Here is a 19283-nt window from a genome sequence, read left to right as displayed (position 1 = left end):
AAAAAATGGTATAATAAAGGCAATCAGTATAAGGAGATTGCTAGATGAAAAAGTTTTTTTGGAGTATCATAATTTTTTTCTCATGTTTGTTCTTCAGTCAACGAGTCTTGGCGGTGAGTTATGATATTGAATCCTATAAAGGCAATTTACAGATTCATTCTGATAATACAGCGACATTTGTTGAAACAGTCACTTACCATTTCTCAAGCGGCTACAGAGGACAAATCATTACTTTGGGGACATCTGGTAAAGTTCCTCTGGGCTTTGATGTGGAAGGAAAGCCGACGATTCTAGCTTTAAGAAATGGACAACCAAAAACGGATATTACTGCTGTTCAGGAATACATTGCGGGTGGTTATAAATATAAAATTTATAATGCTGGTAATAAAGGGGATCGTGTGACTATTGCGGTTACGTGGAAACTGAAAAATATGCTGTTTGTCCACACTGACATCGTGGAGTTGCACTGGATTCCGATTAGTAACTGGGATAAGAAGTTAAACAATGTGGAGTTTCGGATTTCAGTTCCAAAAAGTTCTCAGCAGACCGAATTGTATGCTCATACAGGTTATTTTATGAAACCAGCTCAGGTGACGCATTCTGGGAACACTTACCTTATTCATGCGGGCAATATTCGTAAAGGAAAAAAACTAGAATTTCATGCTTATTGGGATCGGTCATTAATGACGGTTCCTGAAAATAGCTTGGCTATCACAAATCAGAATCGATTGCAAGGATTTTGGCAAGTCGAAAGAGAAGCTGCTCAGAAAACAAAAAGATATCAGAGATTGATGGACTGGGGTTTACCACTTGCTTTTGTGCTAGTTGGTCTGATTAGTCTAGCATTTTATGGTTTCTTTCAATTCACTATAAAACCCCGTGTAACGTTTCCTAAGCGTGCTCGCTTGTATGAAATACCGCAAGATTTACCACCAATGGTCATTGCTTCCAATGTTTATTCGGTAGACTTGACAGAGCTGGATCCAACGGAGAAGCAAGCAACGTCTTTGAAATTTGAAAATCTTGTACAAGCTACTTTGCTAGATTTGATTGACAGAGGGAATCTTATTTTTACAGACGATACGAAGCAACCAAGGCTGCAAAGAGTGACGGATAAAGGTTTATCGGGTTTTGAAAAAGAATTTTTAAAAATGGCTATGGGCAACAACAAGCAGTTGCTTGTGAAAAATTTGTTTTCAGATTTTAAAATTGATAAGAAAGTGTATAACAGAGGTGAGGAAGCTGTCCGTAAAGCGGGAAACAGGGTAAAAAATCTCTTAAAATGTTATTTGAAGAATATTACAGAAAATGTGCATGAGATTATTGAGCGGGAGCAATTGCCAAATAATTACCGTCCAGTTGCTAAAAAGGAACTCTTGTATTTATATCTTTCAATCTCCTTGATGGCACTTATTGTGGTTGTTTCTCTTGGTATTTTTGTCTGGATATTCTTGTGGTACAGACTGATTTTCTTCCAATTCATAGTTAGTTTTCTCATTGCCGGTGGATTTTTGTATTACCTCTGGAGAAAATGCAAAATGGTGAAACGTGATGGAGTTTTAAATGAAGAAGGGGCAGAAAACTATTATTACTGGAAGAGTTTTGCCAATATGCTACGTGATATTGCTCATTTAAAGGACACAGAAGTTGACGGGGTCATTTTATGGAACCGATTATTGGTTTATGCTACTATGTTTAATTGTGCTGATAAGGTGACCAAGGCTATGAAGCTACGTAAAATCACAATTGACAATCCGTCTATGAATGCTTTTGTTTATCAGGATATGTCGTATACCTTCCATACTAGCTCCCACGCTTTTGTTAGTTATGGCTCAGAAGCCAATTCAGCTAGTAGCTTCACTGTTTCATCAGGTGGTAGCAGCGGAGGCGGCTTCACTGGTGGAGGCGGAGGCGGTGGAGGCGGTGCTTTTTAAAAAGTGCCTCTATTCTCTCACTTGAAATTATGCTATAATGAAACAAATCAACCTTAGGAGAAGAACATGTTTATCATTGAAATTTTAAAATCCATCATCTTTGGGATTGTGGAAGGAATTACAGAGTGGTTGCCTATTTCTAGCACAGGTCACTTGATTTTGATACAGGAGTTTATCAAGTATAAAAATCAGAATGCTGCCTTTATGGAAATGTTTAATGTCGTTATCCAATTAGGAGCAATTTTAGCAGTTGTAGTGATTTATTTTGATAAATTAAATCCGTTTAAACCGGGAAAGACAGCGCGTGAAGTGCAGAAAACATGGCAATTATGGGCAAAAGTAGTGGTTGCGGCTGCACCTGCTGCTATTATTGGTTTGCCTTTAGATAGTTGGTTTGATGCTCATTTTTATAACTTCATTTCTGTTGCTTGTATGTTGATTATCTATGGTGTTGCTTTTATTTTACTGGAAAAACGTAATAAAAACGTAGAACCGACAATTACCAGCTTAGATCGATTGCCTTATAAAACTGCTCTCTACATTGGGTTATTTCAAGTATTGTCACTCTTTCCTGGTACCAGTCGCTCTGGAGCAACGATTGTAGGAGGGCTTTTAAATGGTACTAGTCGTTCCGTGGTGACAGAGTTCACCTTCTTCTTAGGGATTCCTGTTATGTTTGGTGCAAGTGCTTGGAAGATTTTGAAGTTTATCATCAAAGGAAATACACTTGGATTTGGGCAGTTCTTCTTGCTGCTTGTAGCAATGGGCGTTGCGTTCGGGGTCAGTCTCTATGTGATTCGTTTCTTGACGGATTATGTGAAAAAGCACGACTTTACGATCTTTGGGAAATATCGTATCGGACTCGGTGTTTTGCTTATCGTGTACGGAATCTTTAAAGCTATTTTTTAAGTATTCAAAACTCAACAGTTTTTGTTGAGTTTTTTATTGGTAAAAGAAAATGAGGTTGTCTATTTTTTGTAAAAAACCCGAAATTTTAGTATAATGAAAAGACTAGAAGTATGAGGTAATGCTATGGAAATGAAGCAAATTAGTGATACAACGATTAAAATCACAATAAAATTAGAGGATTTAGAGGAACGTGGGATGGAAATGGCAGATTTTCTCGTTCCACAAGAAAAGACAGAGGAATTTTTCTATGCGATTTTAGATGAGTTGGAAATGCCAGAGAGCTTTTTAGATAGTGGCATGCTCAGTTTTCGTGTGACACCAAAGCCCGACCGATTGGATGTCTTTGTCACCAAGTCTAAGATTGATAAGAATTTGAACTTCGATGATTTGGCAGATTTGCCAGATGTAGAAGAGTTGTCTCAAATGTCTCCTGATGAATTTTTAAAGACATTAGAAAAAAATATTTTTGAGAAAAGTAAAGACGATATGGAGGCTGTTCGTTCTTTGGAAACGGCGGAAGCAGACGATAACACAAGCACTTCTGATATGGAGTCAGAGGAAAATAGTGACGAACTAACGCAGAAATATATTTATTACATTTTGAAATTTTCCAGCCTGAAAGAAGCAATTGTTTTTTCTAAGACAGTAGATTATGCTGTCAATACTTCGGAGTTGTACAAAATGGACGACCGCTATTATTTGACAATCTTGGTTGATATTGAAGGGCGTCCAAAGCGTTATCCAGCTTGGCTCCTGGCTTTGATGCGTGAACATGCAGAAGATACGGATGTGACAAGAGCTGTTTTGCAAGAGCACGGTTACTTATTGCTTGTCAACGAGGCGGTTGCCAGTCTTAAAAAGGTTAAATGCTTATGATTCCCTTCCCTTTAAAATTCATTTTGGTGTTGCTTGGAACCTTTTTCATCGGTGTGATTCTCACGCCTTTGGTGCGTCTATTGGCATTTAAGATAGGTGCGGTTGATTATCCAAATGCACGAAGAATCAACAAAAAGCCGATGCCAAGCAGCGGCGGTTTAGCTATTGTCATTGCTTTTTCGGTTGCTACACTTGTTTTTATGCCGATGATTGTGCAAGCGACCTTTCATGGAAAGGGTTATTTTGATTATATTTGGCCGGTTGTCTTAGGAGGCGGCATCATTGCTTTAACAGGGCTTATTGATGATGTGAAAGAGTTGAAGCCTTTAGCAAAGATGTCAGGAATTGTGTTGGCTGCCAGTTTGATTTGGCTATTGACGGATTTCCGTTTGAATCATTTTAAAATCCCTTTTGGTGGGCCGCTGCTGCACTTTGCTCCTTGGTTGTCTTTTATTTTGACGGTTATCTGGATTATTTCGATTACCAATGCCGTTAATTTGATTGACGGGTTGGACGGATTAGTGAGTGGTGTATCCATTATTTCGCTGGTGACAATGGGGATTGTTTCCTACTTTTTCTTGCCAGATCACAATGTCTTTCTAACCTTAACTATTTTTGTCTTGGTCATGTCTATTGCAGGCTTTTTCCCTTATAATTATCATCCAGCTATTATTTATCTAGGAGATACAGGAGCGCTGTTTATCGGTTTTATGATTGCAGTTTTATCACTTCAAGGTTTGAAGAATGCGACAGCTGTCGCTGTGATTACTCCGATGATTATTCTGGGTGTGCCGATTACAGATACCTTTTTAGCGATTGTCCGTCGAACTTTATCTGGGCAAAAGTTTTACACACCAGACAAGCGACATCTTCATCATCGGCTGTTATCCTTGGGCTTAACACATCGTGGGACAGTCTTGGTTATTTATGGCATTTCTATGATTTTTGCCATGATTTCTCTTTTGCTAAATGTTTCGAGCCGTATCGGTGGGACACTGTTAATTATTGGACTACTTTTTGGAGTGGAACTTTTGGTAGAACTAATTGGTGTTCTGGGTCCGAATCGAACACCATTGCTCAATATCCTTCGTTTTATCGGAAATTCTGCTTATCGGGAAGAAATCCGGACAAAGTTCAGAAATAGAAAAAAGAAGTAGACTCGCACTTAAACAAAATCAAAGCCTTTTTGGCTTTTTTTTGCTATACTGGTAAGGTAGATTATGGATATGAAGAAAGGAAAGTTTGCCATGTCTGTGTTAGAAATCAAAGACCTCCATGTAGAAATTGAAGGAAAGGAAATTTTAAAAGGAGTTAATCTGACTCTTAAAACAGGAGAAGTAGCCGCCATTATGGGGCCAAACGGTACGGGAAAATCCACCTTATCAGCAGCGATTATGGGAAATCCAAATTACGAGGTAACCGAGGGAGAAGTTCTCTTTGACGGTGTCAATATTTTAGAATTGGATGTGGACGAACGAGCTCGCATGGGGCTTTTTCTTGCTATGCAGTATCCAAGTGAAATTCCAGGCATTACCAATGCAGAATTTCTGCGTGCAGCTATGAATGCAGGTAAAGAAGACGACGAAAAAATTTCTGTTCGTGATTTCATCATGAAATTGGACGAAAAAATGGAACTACTCAATATGAAAGAGGAAATGGCAGAACGTTATCTGAATGAAGGTTTTTCTGGCGGTGAAAAGAAACGCAATGAAATCTTGCAATTGTTGATGCTAGAGCCAACTTTTGCGCTACTGGATGAAATTGACTCTGGACTAGATATTGATGCGTTGAAAGTGGTGTCTAAGGGCGTCAATGCTATGCGTGGTGAACATTTTGGTGCTATGATTATTACGCACTATCAACGTCTGTTGAATTATATTACGCCTGATGTGGTCCATATCATGATGGATGGGCGTGTAGTTGCTTCTGGTGGTCCGAAATTAGCTGTTCGTTTGGAGCAGGAAGGTTATGCCAAATTGGCTGAAGAACTTGGTTTTGATTACCAAGAAGAAGTCTAGTCAACCTTTCTTTTTACTTAGAAAAGATAGGAGAATGAAATGACAAAAGAAACCATTAAACATTTTTCACAAATGCATGCGGAGCCTGAATGGTTGGCAAATCTCCGTCAAGCTGCCTTTGATAAAATAGATAAGTTGGAACTGCCTGTTATTGAGCGGGTGAAATTTCACCGCTGGAATTTGGGAGACGGCACGCTGTCAGAAAGTGAGGTTCTTGCAAATGTGCCTGATTTTACAGCACTGAATGACCATTTGACATTGGTTCAGGTTGGAACACAGACTGTTTTAGAGCAATTGCCGGCTGAACTAGCGGAGCAAGGAGTTATCTTTACAGACTTTTACACTGCTCTTGAGGAAATTCCAGAAATCATGGAAAAGTATTTTATGTCTTCAGTTAAATATGATGAAGATAAGCTGGCAGCCTACCATACAGCTTATTTCAATAGTGGAGCGGTGCTCTATATTCCAGATAATGTTGAAATCAATCAGCCCATTGAAGGCATTTTTTACCAAGATAGTGAAAGTGATGTGCCATTTAACAAGCATATCCTGATTATCGCAGGGAAGCATTCCAAGTTTACCTATTTGGAGCGTCTGGAGACCTATGGCTCTGGGACTGTTCCCGTGACTGCTAATATCACGGTGGAAGTGATTGCACAGGCTGGTGCTCAGATTAAGTTTTCAGCTATTGACCGACTAGGAGAAAATGTGACCGCTTATATTAGTCGTCGGGGTAAGTTGGACGATGATTCAATGATTGACTGGGCAATCGGGGTCATGAATGAAGGGAATGTGATTGCTGATTTTGACAGTGATTTGTTTGGTCGTGGCAGTCATGCGGATATGAAAGTGGTGGCTCTCTCTCGTGGTAGACAGATACAAGGGATTGACAGTCGTGTCACCAACTACGGTTGCAATTCGATTGGTAATATCCTCCAACATGGAGTGATTTTGGAAAAGGGAACGTTGACTTTTAACGGAATTGGTCACATTATCAAGGGAGCTAAGGGGGCAGATGCGCAACAGGAAAGTCGAGTGCTCATGTTGTCTGACAAAGCACGTTCAGATGCTAATCCTATTCTTTTGATTGATGAAAATGATGTGACAGCAGGGCATGCGGCGTCTATCGGTCAGGTAGATCCAGAAGATATGTACTATCTCATGAGTCGGGGACTGGATAAGGCAACTGCAGAACGATTGGTCGTGCGTGGATTCTTAGGCTCTGTTATCGTTGAAATTCCAGTCAAAGAAGTGCGTGCTGAGATGATTGAAAATATTGATGAAATTTTGGCTAAGAAATAAGAGATAGGAAAAGAAATGTCTAAACTTGATGTAGAAGTCTTTCGGAAAGATTTTTCAATTTTGGATCAAATCGTCAATGATGAACCCTTGGTTTATTTGGACAATGCGGCTACAACCCAAAAGCCTACGCAGGTATTAGAGGCGATTGCAGCTTATTACGCAAAAGACAATGCCAATGTTCATCGTGGTGTTCACACACTAGCAGAACGGGCAACGGCAGCTTATGAAGCTGCGCGGGAACGAGTGCGTTCCTTTATCCATGCCGCTTCAACGAAAGAAGTTCTCTTTACGAGAGGAACGACAACGGGACTCAATTGGGTAGCGCGTTATGCCGAAAGTGTCTTGCAGCCAGGCGACGAAGTACTTATTTCCGTTATGGAGCACCATTCCAATACCATTCCTTGGCAGGAAGCCTGTAAGAAAACAGGTGCTAGATTGATTTATGCTTATCTGAAAGACGGTATGTTAGATCTCGCTGACTTTCGGTCGAAATTGACTGAAAAGACGCGATTTGTTGCTTTGGCGCATGTTTCTAATGTACTAGGTGTGGTGAATCCCATAAAAGAAATAGCAGAGTTAGTGCACCAGGCAAATGCTCTTTTAGTGGTGGACGGAGCTCAATCAGTTCCTCACATGAATATTGATGTACAAGACTTGGACGTTGATTTCTTTGCATTTTCAGGTCACAAGATGCTAGGTCCGACTGGTATCGGTGTTCTCTATGGCAAAGAAGAGCTACTTGAGCGAATGTCGCCTGTCGAATTTGGTGGGGAAATGATTGATTTTGTCTATGAACAAGAAGCGACATGGAAAGAACTACCTTGGAAGTTTGAAGCAGGCACACCCAATATAGCTGGTGCTATAGGTCTAGCTGTCGCCATTGACTATCTGGACAAGATTGGAATGGAAACAGTTCATCAGTATGAGCAGGAATTGATAGCTTACGTATTTCCAAAATTACAAGCTGTTGAGGGGCTTACCATTTATGGTTCGGAGGACTTGACTCAGCGGTCGGGTGTTATTTCTTTTAATCTAGCTGGGCTTCACCCTCATGATGTAGCAACAGCTCTGGACTATGAAGGCGTGGCTGTACGGGCTGGACATCACTGTGCTCAACCTTTGTTGAGTTACCTAGGAGTGGCAGCAACTGTTCGGGCTAGCTTTTATCTGTATAATACCAAAGCCGATTGCGATAAGCTCGTTGAAGCTTTACAGAAAACAAAGGAGTTTTTCGATGGCACTTTCTAAATTAAATAGTCTTTATAAAGCAGTTGTGACGGACCATTCAGCTCACCCTCATCATCAAGGTCGTTTGGATGGAGTGGAGCAAGTGAATCTCAACAATCCTACGTGCGGTGATGTCATCAGCCTGTCGGTTCAATTTGATGAGCCGGGCATGATTGAAGATATTGCGTTTGTGAATTCTGGTTGCAGTATTTCTACAGCTTCAGCCAGTATGATGACGGATGTAGTCCTAGGGAAGACAAAGGAAGAAGCGCTAGCTTTGGCAGAAATCTTCTCCCAAATGGTGCAAGGTAAGGACGATGAGCAGCAAAAGGAACTAGGAGACGCAGCTTTTTTAGCTGGTGTTGCTAAGTTCCCTCAACGCATCAAATGCTCAACCTTAGGTTGGAACGCTCTTAAAAAGGCGATTGAGGAAGCTGGAAATTCTGAAAAGTTGAGTAAATGAAGCTAAAATAAATAAGCTGAGACAAAAGTGCTCAGCTTTCTTTGTTTATATCGTTAGCATTACAGACGCAGTAGCTAATTGCTCAAAGCACTGCGTTGAGGTTACGGATAGAGCTTGAAAAGCAAGTCTCAAGGCGATTCGCTTTTCAAGCTTGGAAGAGTACTTTTGACGAAAACTTTGTTTTCTTTATCTGCCACCTCGACAGTCTCTCAGGCTGTTGAGCAACCTTGTGGGAATGAGCTATAATATGTTCTATATCAACTTTTACAGCCTATTTGTCATCAAGTTACATTTGCTTATTTCCAACCTCAAAAGCTTCTTCAAGTCTTTCGAGCTATGCGGAGATGAACGATGAAATCAAGCTTCTACGAAATACTGATTTCTATTTCGCTCGTTTATAATTTTTCATTGACATATTGTACGAATTCATTCCACCATGATTTGAGGAAGAAAGGACGACCAATTTTCTTTGCTGAAAGCATGGAAATAGTTGGTGGTTTCTTGTCAAGATAGCCTTTTCCAATCAAATCATTATCAGTATAGGTCAATTTCCCAACAACGACACCCTTTTTTAAAGGAGTGGGATAACCGTTTTTATCAGTTGTAAAATGAACAGTCGGTTTTTTATGATTGTATCTCCGCACAATGGTGAGTTTTTCACTAGCAACAGCAGTGACTTCATCTTTTTGCCCGTTAATGACGCGGGCAGAGCTTTTATTGTAGGCTTCACCTTTTTTCACAAGAGTTTGGACTGTGAATTGTTGATAAATATAGGTCATAAATCTAGAGGTAGCCGTAAAGCGGGCATTCTCATCCTCATCTGCATGATCAACATTGAGGAGAACCGTAATCAAACGCATGCCTCTCTGCTGGATTGTTCCGACAAAGGAAGTTCCTCCTTTATCAGAAGAACCAGTTTTTAGACCATCCACTCCAGCTCGAAAAGCCGGCATATCTTTAAGCATATGATTGGATGATGTAAGCGTTATACCTGCAAAGTTAGATGTAGCTTTTTTGGTAATTTCTAAAACTTCTGGGTAATCAAGAATTAAACGACGAGCAACAATTGCAATATCGTGGGCGCTCATTTTATTTTCGTCTTCTTTTCCTGAACCAGGATAAATATGTTCCTCTCCTAAAACAGAATTATTCAGCCCAGAAGCATTGACGATAGTAGCATCTTTGATTCCCCATTGTTGCAATTTAGCTTTCATCAAATCCACAAATTTTTTCTCACTACCTGCGACCTTCTCAGCCAAAGCAATCGCTGGGCTATTGGCACTGGCTATTAAGGAAGTTTCTAATAGTTCTTCGATAGTGTACCGTCTTGCTTCCAACGGAACGTTACTGACATCTGGATTAACGGTTAGTTGATAAGGATAGTCAGAAATATCCACTGGGGTTTGTAGAGTGAACTTTCCTTGATGAATGGCTTCATAGACTAAATAGGCTGTTAGTAGTTTAGTAATAGAAGCAATTTCAACTGGCTGATTAGCATCTTTTTCATATAAGATTTTTCCAGTTGCAGCATCAACTGCAATAGCATGCTTAGCACCTACTGCAAAGTTGTCCGCTAAAACTGTAGGAGCTAGGAAGATCAAGAGAGTCGTTACAAGAGTAATAATAAATTTTTTCATGGTCATCCCTTTTTTGTAAACTTATTATTATTGTATCATAAAATAAGGAGAGCTTCATAGAAAAGGGAGGAAATAAGAAGAGAAAAACATGATTCATTTTTATTTTTAAAGCAAGTTCTGGTATAATAGATAGGATAAGAGACGAATAGAGGAAAACATGAAATTTACAGAATTTAAGTTTAAAGATTACATTCAAGAGGCACTCAAGGATTTGAACTTTGTTGAGGCGACAGAAGTCCAGGAGAAACTCATTCCGGTTGTGCTTGCTGGTCGTGACTTGGTGGGAGAGTCCAAAACAGGTTCAGGGAAAACACACACTTTCTTACTGCCGATTTTTCAAAAACTAGATGAAGGCACAGATAGTGTTCAGGTCGTTATTACAGCTCCTAGTCGTGAGTTGGCTAGGCAGATTTATCAGGCTGCACGCCAAATTGCTGCTTTTTCTGATAAGGAAATTCGAGTTGCTAACTATGTCGGTGGAACTGATAAAAATCGTCAGATTGGGAAATTGAGTTCCAGTCAACCACATATTGTCATTGGCACACCAGGACGCATTTATGATTTGGTCGAATCAGGTGACTTAGCCATTCATAAGGCGAATACCTTTGTAGTAGATGAAGCAGATATGACCTTGGATATGGGCTTTTTAGAAACAGTGGATAAGATTGCGTCCAGTTTGCCGAAGGATTTGCAATTTCTGGTCTTCTCTGCGACCATTCCGCAAAAATTGCAGCCATTTTTAAAAAAATATCTATCTAACCCGGTCATTGAGCAAATCAAAACCAAAACGGTTATTTCAGATACCATTGAAAATTGGCTGATTTCAACAAAAGGACGTGATAAGAATGCGCAGATTTATGAAATCACACAGCTCCTACAGCCTTATCTAGCTATGATTTTTGTCAATACTAAGACACGAGCGGATGAATTGCATAGCTATTTGACAGCGCAAGGTCTCAAGGTGGCAAAGATTCATGGGGATATTGCACCGCGGGAGCGAAAACGGATTATGAATCAGGTGAAGAACCTAGATTTTGAATACATTGTTGCGACAGATTTAGCTGCGCGGGGAATTGATATTGAAGGCGTTAGTCATGTCATCAATGATGCGATTCCGCAAGATTTGTCCTTCTTCGTTCACCGAGTGGGACGAACTGGCAGAAATGGTCTATCGGGAACAGCCATTACACTTTATCAACCGAGCGATGATTCAGATATTCGTGAGCTGGAAAAATTGGGCATTCACTTCATTCCCAAGATGATTAAAAACGGAGAATTTCAAGATACCTATGACCGCGATCGTCGTGCCAATCGTGAAAAAACGCAGGAAAAATTGGACACGGAAATGATTGGTCTGGTTAAAAAGAGAAAGAAGAAAATCAAACCGGGCTATAAGAAAAAAATCCAGTGGGCTGTCAATGAAAAACGCCGAAAAACGAAGCGAGCTAAAAATCGCACACGCGGTCGTGCAGAAAGAAAAGCGAAACGTCAAAGTTTTTAGTCTTAAAATTTCTTTATCACTCTCATAAATAAAAACAATTATTCTTTAGAGAACGAATGTGATAGACTAGTCTTGCTAGTCTATTTTTATCGTAGTAAATAATTGGTGAAATAAAAAAATTGTGATAGAATTAGACATTATCGAGAAAGGGAAGTTGCTATGATTGTTACAACAGCGATTTTAACCTCTAATTGGTATCAAGAATTGGTTCAAAAGATTCCAGACGGACAGCTTTTTAGCTGGCGCTCTGTGTTTGACGGACTACCAAGAATTATCGAAAAATTACCAACAACACTACTACTGACCTTAGGAGGAGCTTTTTTTGGCTTGATTTTGGCTCTCATTTTTTCTGTTGTCAAAATCAACCGTGTGAAAATTTTGTATCCTCTGCAGGCCTTTTTTGTTAGTTTTTTGCGAGGGACACCAGTGCTTGTTCAGCTCATGCTGACTTATTATGGGATTCCTTTGCTTCTGAAGGCCATCAACTTGCGATTCGGTACGGGTCTGAATATCAATGCTATTCCAGCCTATCTATTTGCCATTGTAGCTTTTGCCTTTAATGAAGCAGCTTACGCCAGTGAAACTATTCGAGCAGCGATTTTATCAGTGGATTCTGGAGAGATTGAAGCGGCTCGTAGTTTGGGAATGACAAATGGGCAGGTTTACTGTCGTGTTATTATTCCCAATGCCGCAGTGGTTGCCACACCGACCTTGATTAACTCTTTGATTGGCTTGACCAAAGGAACTTCCTTGGCTTTCAGTGCAGGAGTTGTTGAGATTTTTGCTCAAGCGCAGATTTTGGGTGGTGCAGATTACCGTTACTTCGAGCGCTTTATCTCGGTTGCTCTTGTCTATTGGGGCGTGAATATTGTAATTGAAGCATTTGGGCGGTTTATCGAAAAGAAAATGGCGATTGAAGCGCCTGATAATCTCAATCCACAAATACAGGCGAAAGGAGATGTTCGATAATGATTCGTATTTCAAATTTCAGCAAATCCTTTTCTGGACAAATGGTTTTAAACAATCTTAGTTTAGAGATTCAAAAAGGAGAAGTGGTTGCTTTAATTGGTTCATCTGGTGCGGGGAAATCCACTTTCTTACGCAGTTTGAATTATCTGGAACAGCCAGACAGCGGCACGATTGCCATTGATGATTTTACTGTTGATTTTTCTAAGATTAGCAAGGAAGAAATCCTAACCTTGCGACGAAAGTTAGCTATGGTGTTTCAGCAGTTTAATCTCTTTGAGCGTCGGACGGCTTTGGACAATGTCAAAGAAGGTTTATTGGTTGTAAAAAAATTCTCAGACCAAGAAGCGACGAATCTTGCCAAAGAAGAACTAGCAAAAGTTGGTCTGTCAGATCGTGAAAATCACTATCCTCGTCATCTGTCAGGTGGACAAAAACAACGTGTCGCTTTGGCGCGTGCACTTGCGATGAAGCCAGATGTTCTGCTTTTAGACGAGCCAACATCAGCGCTTGATCCTGAACTAGTAGGGGAAGTTGAAACATCTATTGCAGATGCAGCCAAGGCTGGTCAGACCATGATTTTAGTCAGCCATGACATGTCTTTTGTGTCTCAAGTGGCAGACAAGGTACTCTTTTTAGATAAGGGACACATTATCGAAACAGGCACTCCTGATGAAATAATGAACCACTCTAAAGAAGAACGCACAAAAGAATTTTTTGCCAGTTACAAACGGACATATATTTGATATAATAGAAAAAGAAGCCCAGTTGGCCTTGCTAGCTGGGTTTATTTTCAAGTTTGCGGCATTTGTTTTGAATGCCTTTAATAAAAGTTAGTTAATAGAGGAGTGGCTATGCTGTCTCAAGTTTTTTTACTCTATCTAGAGAGTTTACTGATTACGGCGCTATTGGTAGGGAGTTTTCTCGGATTATGGATTGGGCTTCGTGCTGTTCGCCGTGTTGATAAAACAATCAAAGATCGACAAGCTCATCTGTATGATATGCTATTGATTGCAGTGATGACGATTCCGATTTTATCCTTTGCAATGATGGGGATTCTGCTTATCTTCAGAGCATAATGTTTGAAAAAAGAGCTTAATAACGTTAGAATAACAGTGATTACAATAAAGGAAGTAAATTTATGTACGACACAATTATTATTGGAGCTGGACCAGCAGGCATGACAGCTGCGCTTTATGCTGCTAGAAGTAATCTTAAAGTGGCTCTTTTGGAACGTGGCATTCCAGGCGGACAAATGAACAATACCTCAGATATTGAAAATTATCCTGGATATGCTAATATCAGTGGTCCAGAACTAGCAGAAAAAATGTTTGAACCGCTCGAAAATTTGGGAGTGGAGCATTTATTTGGCTCTGTTGAAAAAATCGAACACCAAGGAGCAATAAAAAAAGTCTTTACAGAAGATGAGGTTTTGGAAACGAAGACACTTATTATTGCGACTGGTGCCTTTCACCGCCATTTAGGAGTTCCGGGCGAAGAAGAATTAAACAGCCGAGGGGTGTCTTACTGTGCAGTCTGTGACGGAGCCTTTTTTCGAGATGAAGATTTACTTGTGGTCGGCGGAGGCGACTCTGCAGTGGAAGAGGCTGTATTTTTGACTCGTTTTGCAAAAACGGTGACCATTATTCATCGGCGCGATGAATTGCGAGCTCAAAAGTTACTGCAAGAACGTGCATTTGCCAATGAAAAGATTCATTTTATCTGGGACTCAGTGGTAAAAGAAATTAAAGGTGACAATCGCGTTAGCAGCGTTGTGGTAGAGAATGTCAAAACGGGTGAAGTGTCAGAGCACAAATTTGGCGGTGTCTTCATCTATGTTGGTTTAGACCCAGTTAGTGAGTTTGCTACAGATTTGGGCATTACCAATGAAGCAGGCTGGATTATAACCGATAATCATATGGAAACGGCTATTTCTGGTATCTATGCTATTGGAGATGTTCGCGAAAAAGATCTTCGTCAAGTAACGACAGCTGTTGGTGACGGAGCAGTCGCAGGACAAGAAGTCTACAAGTATATCACAGAGAATTTTTAGAGAGAAAGGCCAAAATCATCTTGAAAATTTTTGGTTCGTAGTCTCAGCCACGCAAGGCTGCTCGGCAGTTTAGGTGGTGGATAAAAAACGAAGTGCTGGACAAAGGTACTCATTTGAACCGGCAAAGCGAATCGCCTTTAGACTTTCGTATCAGCCTCAATTGTACTCTAAATTGCCTAAGGGTAATAGAGTTTCTCCAAACGCACGATATAAACAAAGGAAGTTGAGCACTTGTCCCAGCTTCTTTTTGCTTAATAAAAACCCAGTAATGCATTGGAGGATTAGAAATGAAAGGGCTTCTTTTGATTTGTTCAATTCTCGTGTCCTCATAAATGACTAGTGAAATTGTCAGAATTGTGGTACAATGGAAAAGTTCATGTGAAAAGGAGGCTTCGTATGAGTGAAAAGAATTCTGAAAATAATAAGAATAAAATGGAACGTGGCTTAAAAAATCGTCATGTCCAAATCATTGCTATTGCTGGGACAATTGGAACGGGTCTCTTTTTAGGAGCAGGACGTTCGATTAGTCTGACAGGGCCGTCAATTATTCTCATTTACATGCTCACAGGCATCTTTATGTATTTGATGATGCGGGCGATTGGAGAGATGTTGTATTATGATCCAGACCAGCACACATTTATCAACTTCATTACCAAGTATCTTGGGAATGGCTGGGGCTATTTTTCCGGTTGGTCCTATTGGATTTCTCTCATTTTTATCGGTATGGCAGAAATCACGGCAGTTGCACAATATGTCCAATTTTGGTTTCCGACTTGGCCGGCATGGCTGATTCAAATCGTCTTCCTTGCTGTTTTGAGTATGGTCAATCTGATTGCAGTCCGAGTTTTTGGTGAAGTTGAATTTTGGTTTGCCATGGTCAAGATTGTAGCGATTATTGCTTTGATTGTGACAGCGATTTTTATGGTGTTGACAGGCTTTAAAACGCCCAATGGTGTAGCCAGCATCAGCAATATCAGTCAAAATTTCCAATTATTTCCTAATGGTTTTATGAGTTTTGTCATGGGCTTTCAAATGGTCTTCTTTGCTTATCAAGCTATTGAATTTATTGGAATCACAACGTCTGAAACGGCAAATCCTCGGCAGGTATTGCCAAAGGCTATTAAAGAAATCCCCTTGCGGATCGTTCTTTTCTACGGTGGCTCTTTGCTTGCAATTATGGCGATTATCCCTTGGCGGGATTTGGCAACCACAGATTCCCCCTTTGTGATTGTTTTCAAGTTAGCAGGTCTCAAATGGGCTGCAGCTTTGATTAACTTTGTCGTATTGACTTCAGCTGCTTCAGCTTTAAACTCTACCTTGTATTCAACTGGGCGTCATTTGTATCAAATTGCACATGATTCACCTAATCGCTTTTTGAATGGAATCGGTGCTGGGAAATTATCCAGACAAAATGTTCCGCAAAACGCTATTTTGACCTCAGCGGTAGTGATTGCATTAGCTGCTTTTATTCAGGTGTTACCAGGAGTATCAGACTCCTTTGCTTTGATTACTGCTTCTTCATCAGGAGTTTATATTGCTATCTATGCACTCACTATGATTGCTCACCTGAAATACAGAAAATCAAAAGAATTTATGGCAGATGGCTATCTAATGCCAGCCTATAAGTTTCTCAATCCTCTTACTTTGCTCTTCTTTGCCTTTGTATTTATAACCCTCTTTTTACAAAAATCAACCGTTGTAGGAGCAATCGGTTCAGCTATTTGGATACTTATATTTGGTATCTATAGCCAATTGAAATTTAAAGATAAATAATAATATAATAAAACCAAGGATAAATTTGCGACTTTTTAAAGTTGTACCCAATGCACCTTGGTTTTTAAGATGTTTTAAAACTGAACATTTAATCACCGCAATACAACAGAAAACTTGAGAATAGTTATTTAAACACCTAAAGTTGAACAAGATTTCCTCTTGCTCTTTTGATTTGTGGTATAATAAGTAAAAATACATCTTACAAGGAGTCGTTATGTATCCAGATGATAGTTTAACCTTGCATACGGATTTGTATCAAATCAACATGATGCAAGTTTATTTTAGAAGAAATATTCATAATAAACGAGCTGTTTTTGAAGTTTATTTTCGGAAAGAGCCCTTTCATAGTGGCTATGCGGTTTTTGCTGGCTTGGAGCGGATGGTTCATTATTTAAATCATTTGACATTTTCAGATAGTGATATTGCCTATCTTCGTTCTCTTGGCTATGATGAAGAATTTTTAGACTATTTAGCAAATTTGAAATTGGAATTAACAGTACGTTCTGCACAAGAGGGAGACTTGGTCTTTGCCAATGAACCCATTGTTCAAGTAGAAGGTCCTCTTGCTCAATGTCAATTAGTGGAAACTGCCTTATTAAACATTGTCAACTATCAAACCTTGGTAGCGACAAAAGCAGCTCGGATTCGCTCAGTCATCGAAGATGAGCCTTTAATGGAATTTGGTACACGCCGAGCACAGGAAATGGATGCGGCTATCTGGGGAACTCGTGCGGCAGTGATTGGTGGAGCAAATGGAACCAGTAATGTTCGGGCTGGAAAGCTCTTTGATATTCCAGTCTTGGGAACGCATGCTCATGCTCTCGTTCAAGCCTATGGAAATGACTATGAAGCTTTTAAGGCGTATGCTGAAACGCACCATGACTGTGTTTTCTTGGTGGATACCTATGATACATTCCGCCTCGGTGTTCCTGCAGCGATTCAAGTAGCGCGTGAAATGGGGGATAAAATCAATTTCCTTGGAGTGCGGATTGATTCAGGGGATTTGGCTTATATTTCTAAAAAAGTTCGCCAGCAGTTGGATGAAGCTGGTTTTCCAAATGCTAAAATCTACGCCTCTAACGACTTGGATGAAAATACAATCCTCAACTTAAAAATGCAAAAGGCAAAGATTGATGTGTGGGGCGTTGGAACTAAGCTCATCACGGCTTATGACCAACCAGCACTGGGAGCCGTTTATAAGATTGTGGCTATTGAAGATGAACATGGCAATTTGCGTAATACGATTAAGCTCTCTAATAATGTGGAAAAAGTATCAACACCAGGTAAAAAACAAGTTTGGCGGATTACTAGCCGTGCAAAAGGCAAGTCAGAAGGAGACTATATCACTTATGATGGCGTAGATGTGAATACTATTGCCAAATTAGAAATGTTCCACCCAACTTACACCTACATCAATAAAACAGTGACAAATTTTGATGCAGTACCTCTGTTGGTAGATATTTTTAAACAAGGTCAACTTGTGTACCAATTGCCAAGCTTAACAGAAATCCAAACATATGCTCGCAAAGAGTTTGATAAGTTGTGGGACGAATACAAACGTGTCCTTAATCCGCAAGATTATCCTGTGGATTTGGCGCGTGATGTATGGCAAGACAAGGTTGATTTGATTGATCAAATGCGCAAAAAAGCGAATCAAATGGGAGAAACAAAATGACCTTACAAGAAACGATTATCCAGCAGTTAGGCGTGAAACCTGTCATTGACCCAGAGGAAGAAATCCGTAAATCCATTGATTTTTTAAAGGATTATCTTAAAAAACATTCTTTTTTGAAAACCTATGTTTTGGGAATTTCGGGCGGACAAGATTCTACTTTAGCAGGACGTTTGGCGCAATTGGCAATAGAGGAAATGCGTGCGGAGACTGGCGATGCTAGCTATCAATTTATCGCAGTGCGTTTGCCATATGGGGTGCAGGCTGACGAAGACGATGCACAGCGAGCTCTTGCTTTTATCCAGCCGGATGTCAGTCTTGTTGTCAATATCAAAGAAAGTGCAGATGCTATGACAAAAGTGGTTGAGGCTACAGGAGCAACGGTCTCAGACTTCAATAAAGGCAATATTAAAGCTCGCAGTCGCATGATTGCGCAATATGCTTTAGCAGGCTCTTATAAAGGAGCAGTGGTTGGAACGGATCATGCTGCAGAAAACGTCACAGGATTCTTTACGAAATTTGGTGATGGTGGTGCAGATATTCTGCCACTTTATCGTCTCAATAAACGGCAAGGTAAGCAACTGTTGGCTGCCTTGGGCGCTGATTCTGCCCTCTATGAAAAAGTACCAACAGCAGACCTGGAAGAAGAAAAGCCAGGCATTGCAGATGAAGTCGCTCTCGGTGTCACTTACAACGAAATTGATGACTATTTGGAAGGTAAAACCATTTCTGACCAAGCGAAAGCAAGGATTGAATCTTGGTGGCACAAAGGGGAGCACAAGCGTCATTTGCCGATTACAATCTTCGATGATTTTTGGAAATAAGCAGGAGAATTGTTCTGACTTATGTTTTTTAAAATACGTCGGTTACTAAAATCAGCTGTATAACAAAAAGTTAGGTGCGCCTAACTTTTTGTTTGAAGAATTTTGAAAATAAGCTATAATAGTGTTTA

17 protein-coding genes are annotated in these 19283 nt (G+C 40.1%); 16 read left to right on the top strand and 1 reads right to left on the bottom strand.

Annotated elements, in window-relative coordinates:
* The first annotated feature begins 44 nt into the window (after positions 1 to 44).
* The 8 genes from ANG_RS09045 (at position 45) to sufU (ending at position 8729) form a co-directional block, all read left to right on the top strand.
* Complete coding sequence (locus ANG_RS09045) at positions 45 to 1934, top strand: DUF2207 domain-containing protein (protein WP_025271949.1); 1890 nt, start codon at positions 45 to 47, stop codon at positions 1932 to 1934.
* A gap of 66 nt (positions 1935 to 2000) precedes the next feature.
* Positions 2001 to 2843 (top strand): undecaprenyl-diphosphate phosphatase, encoded by an 843-nt coding sequence (locus tag ANG_RS09040; RefSeq protein WP_003036361.1) that lies wholly within the window; start codon positions 2001 to 2003, stop codon positions 2841 to 2843.
* A 123-nt stretch (positions 2844 to 2966) separates the two neighbouring features.
* A complete protein-coding gene (mecA, locus tag ANG_RS09035; protein WP_003036395.1) occupies positions 2967 to 3719 on the top strand; it encodes an adaptor protein MecA in 753 nt (250 codons plus the stop codon).
* Positions 3710 to 4876, top strand: coding sequence for a glycosyltransferase family 4 protein (locus tag ANG_RS09030; protein WP_003036405.1), 1167 nt, complete (start codon positions 3710 to 3712; stop codon positions 4874 to 4876). Before mecA ends, ANG_RS09030 begins: the two co-directional genes overlap by 10 nt.
* A 90-nt stretch (positions 4877 to 4966) precedes the next feature.
* Positions 4967 to 5737 carry a Fe-S cluster assembly ATPase SufC gene (sufC, locus tag ANG_RS09025; RefSeq protein WP_025271948.1) on the top strand — a complete coding sequence of 257 codons (771 nt, stop codon included), beginning with the start codon at positions 4967 to 4969 and terminating at the stop codon, positions 5735 to 5737.
* 39 nt (positions 5738 to 5776) lie between these two features.
* Entirely contained in the window at positions 5777 to 7039 is a 1263-nt protein-coding gene (sufD, locus tag ANG_RS09020) for a Fe-S cluster assembly protein SufD (RefSeq protein WP_003036420.1), read from the top strand.
* Between the two features lie 15 nt (positions 7040 to 7054).
* Positions 7055 to 8287, top strand: coding sequence for a cysteine desulfurase (locus tag ANG_RS09015; RefSeq protein WP_025271947.1), 1233 nt, complete (start codon positions 7055 to 7057; stop codon positions 8285 to 8287).
* Positions 8274 to 8729 (top strand): Fe-S cluster assembly sulfur transfer protein SufU, encoded by a 456-nt coding sequence (gene sufU, locus ANG_RS09010; RefSeq protein WP_003036412.1) that lies wholly within the window; start codon positions 8274 to 8276, stop codon positions 8727 to 8729. Before ANG_RS09015 ends, sufU begins: the two co-directional genes overlap by 14 nt.
* Positions 8730 to 9124: 395 nt before the next feature.
* Here sufU and pbp3 read toward each other — a convergent pair whose 3' ends face one another.
* The gene (gene pbp3 / locus ANG_RS09005; RefSeq protein WP_020999477.1) at positions 9125 to 10366 is read right to left on the bottom strand and encodes a D-alanyl-D-alanine carboxypeptidase PBP3; all 1242 of its coding nucleotides are present in this window, start codon (positions 10364 to 10366) and stop codon (positions 9125 to 9127) included.
* A 157-nt stretch (positions 10367 to 10523) separates the two neighbouring features.
* Between pbp3 and ANG_RS09000 the strand changes: the two genes are divergently transcribed.
* The 8 genes from ANG_RS09000 to nadE all read left to right on the top strand — a co-directional run bounded on the left by ANG_RS09000 (position 10524) and on the right by nadE (position 19155).
* Positions 10524 to 11867 (top strand): DEAD/DEAH box helicase, encoded by a 1344-nt coding sequence (locus ANG_RS09000; protein WP_003036463.1) that lies wholly within the window; start codon positions 10524 to 10526, stop codon positions 11865 to 11867.
* A 159-nt stretch (positions 11868 to 12026) separates the two neighbouring features.
* On the top strand, positions 12027 to 12836 hold the full coding sequence (locus ANG_RS08995) for an amino acid ABC transporter permease (protein WP_003036464.1): 810 nt from the start codon (positions 12027 to 12029) through the stop codon (positions 12834 to 12836).
* Positions 12836 to 13579, top strand: coding sequence for an amino acid ABC transporter ATP-binding protein (locus ANG_RS08990; protein WP_003036458.1), 744 nt, complete (start codon positions 12836 to 12838; stop codon positions 13577 to 13579). The genes ANG_RS08995 and ANG_RS08990 overlap by 1 nt, the downstream gene beginning before the upstream one ends.
* A gap of 108 nt (positions 13580 to 13687) precedes the next feature.
* Positions 13688 to 13912 (top strand): DUF4059 family protein, encoded by a 225-nt coding sequence (locus tag ANG_RS08985; RefSeq protein WP_003025868.1) that lies wholly within the window; start codon positions 13688 to 13690, stop codon positions 13910 to 13912.
* Between the two features lie 62 nt (positions 13913 to 13974).
* Positions 13975 to 14886 (top strand): thioredoxin-disulfide reductase, encoded by a 912-nt coding sequence (trxB, locus tag ANG_RS08980; protein ID WP_003036373.1) that lies wholly within the window; start codon positions 13975 to 13977, stop codon positions 14884 to 14886.
* A 396-nt stretch (positions 14887 to 15282) separates the two neighbouring features.
* Positions 15283 to 16659: an amino acid permease gene (locus ANG_RS08975; RefSeq protein WP_003036481.1), complete on the top strand. Its 1377-nt coding sequence runs from the start codon at positions 15283 to 15285 to the stop codon at positions 16657 to 16659.
* A 214-nt stretch (positions 16660 to 16873) separates the two neighbouring features.
* A complete protein-coding gene (locus ANG_RS08970) occupies positions 16874 to 18334 on the top strand; it encodes a nicotinate phosphoribosyltransferase (RefSeq protein WP_003036469.1) in 1461 nt (486 codons plus the stop codon).
* Entirely contained in the window at positions 18331 to 19155 is an 825-nt protein-coding gene (gene nadE, locus ANG_RS08965; RefSeq protein ID WP_003036452.1) for an ammonia-dependent NAD(+) synthetase, read from the top strand. The genes ANG_RS08970 and nadE overlap by 4 nt, the downstream gene beginning before the upstream one ends.
* Positions 19156 to 19283 lie beyond the last annotated feature (128 nt).

This window comes from Streptococcus anginosus subsp. whileyi MAS624 (assembly GCF_000478925.1).
Taxonomy (GTDB): domain Bacteria; phylum Bacillota; class Bacilli; order Lactobacillales; family Streptococcaceae; genus Streptococcus; species Streptococcus whileyi.
This window is presented reverse-complemented; position numbering and strand designations above follow the sequence as displayed.

Excerpts from the sequence above, each read along its gene's own strand:
- ANG_RS09045 (WP_025271949.1), top strand. The coding sequence starts at position 45 with ATGAAAAAGTTTTTTTGGAGTATCATAATTTTTTTCTCATGTTTGTTC.
- ANG_RS09040 (WP_003036361.1), top strand. The coding sequence starts at position 2,001 with ATGTTTATCATTGAAATTTTAAAATCCATCATCTTTGGGATTGTGGAA.
- mecA (WP_003036395.1), top strand. The coding sequence starts at position 2,967 with ATGGAAATGAAGCAAATTAGTGATACAACGATTAAAATCACAATAAAA.
- ANG_RS09030 (WP_003036405.1), top strand. The coding sequence starts at position 3,710 with ATGCTTATGATTCCCTTCCCTTTAAAATTCATTTTGGTGTTGCTTGGA.
- sufC (WP_025271948.1), top strand. The coding sequence starts at position 4,967 with ATGTCTGTGTTAGAAATCAAAGACCTCCATGTAGAAATTGAAGGAAAG.
- sufD (WP_003036420.1), top strand. The coding sequence starts at position 5,777 with ATGACAAAAGAAACCATTAAACATTTTTCACAAATGCATGCGGAGCCT.
- ANG_RS09015 (WP_025271947.1), top strand. The coding sequence starts at position 7,055 with ATGTCTAAACTTGATGTAGAAGTCTTTCGGAAAGATTTTTCAATTTTG.
- sufU (WP_003036412.1), top strand. The coding sequence starts at position 8,274 with ATGGCACTTTCTAAATTAAATAGTCTTTATAAAGCAGTTGTGACGGAC.
- pbp3 (WP_020999477.1), bottom strand. The coding sequence starts at position 10,366 with ATGAAAAAATTTATTATTACTCTTGTAACGACTCTCTTGATCTTCCTA.
- ANG_RS09000 (WP_003036463.1), top strand. The coding sequence starts at position 10,524 with ATGAAATTTACAGAATTTAAGTTTAAAGATTACATTCAAGAGGCACTC.
- ANG_RS08995 (WP_003036464.1), top strand. The coding sequence starts at position 12,027 with ATGATTGTTACAACAGCGATTTTAACCTCTAATTGGTATCAAGAATTG.
- ANG_RS08990 (WP_003036458.1), top strand. The coding sequence starts at position 12,836 with ATGATTCGTATTTCAAATTTCAGCAAATCCTTTTCTGGACAAATGGTT.
- ANG_RS08985 (WP_003025868.1), top strand. The coding sequence starts at position 13,688 with ATGCTGTCTCAAGTTTTTTTACTCTATCTAGAGAGTTTACTGATTACG.
- trxB (WP_003036373.1), top strand. The coding sequence starts at position 13,975 with ATGTACGACACAATTATTATTGGAGCTGGACCAGCAGGCATGACAGCT.
- ANG_RS08975 (WP_003036481.1), top strand. The coding sequence starts at position 15,283 with ATGAGTGAAAAGAATTCTGAAAATAATAAGAATAAAATGGAACGTGGC.
- ANG_RS08970 (WP_003036469.1), top strand. The coding sequence starts at position 16,874 with ATGTATCCAGATGATAGTTTAACCTTGCATACGGATTTGTATCAAATC.
- nadE (WP_003036452.1), top strand. The coding sequence starts at position 18,331 with ATGACCTTACAAGAAACGATTATCCAGCAGTTAGGCGTGAAACCTGTC.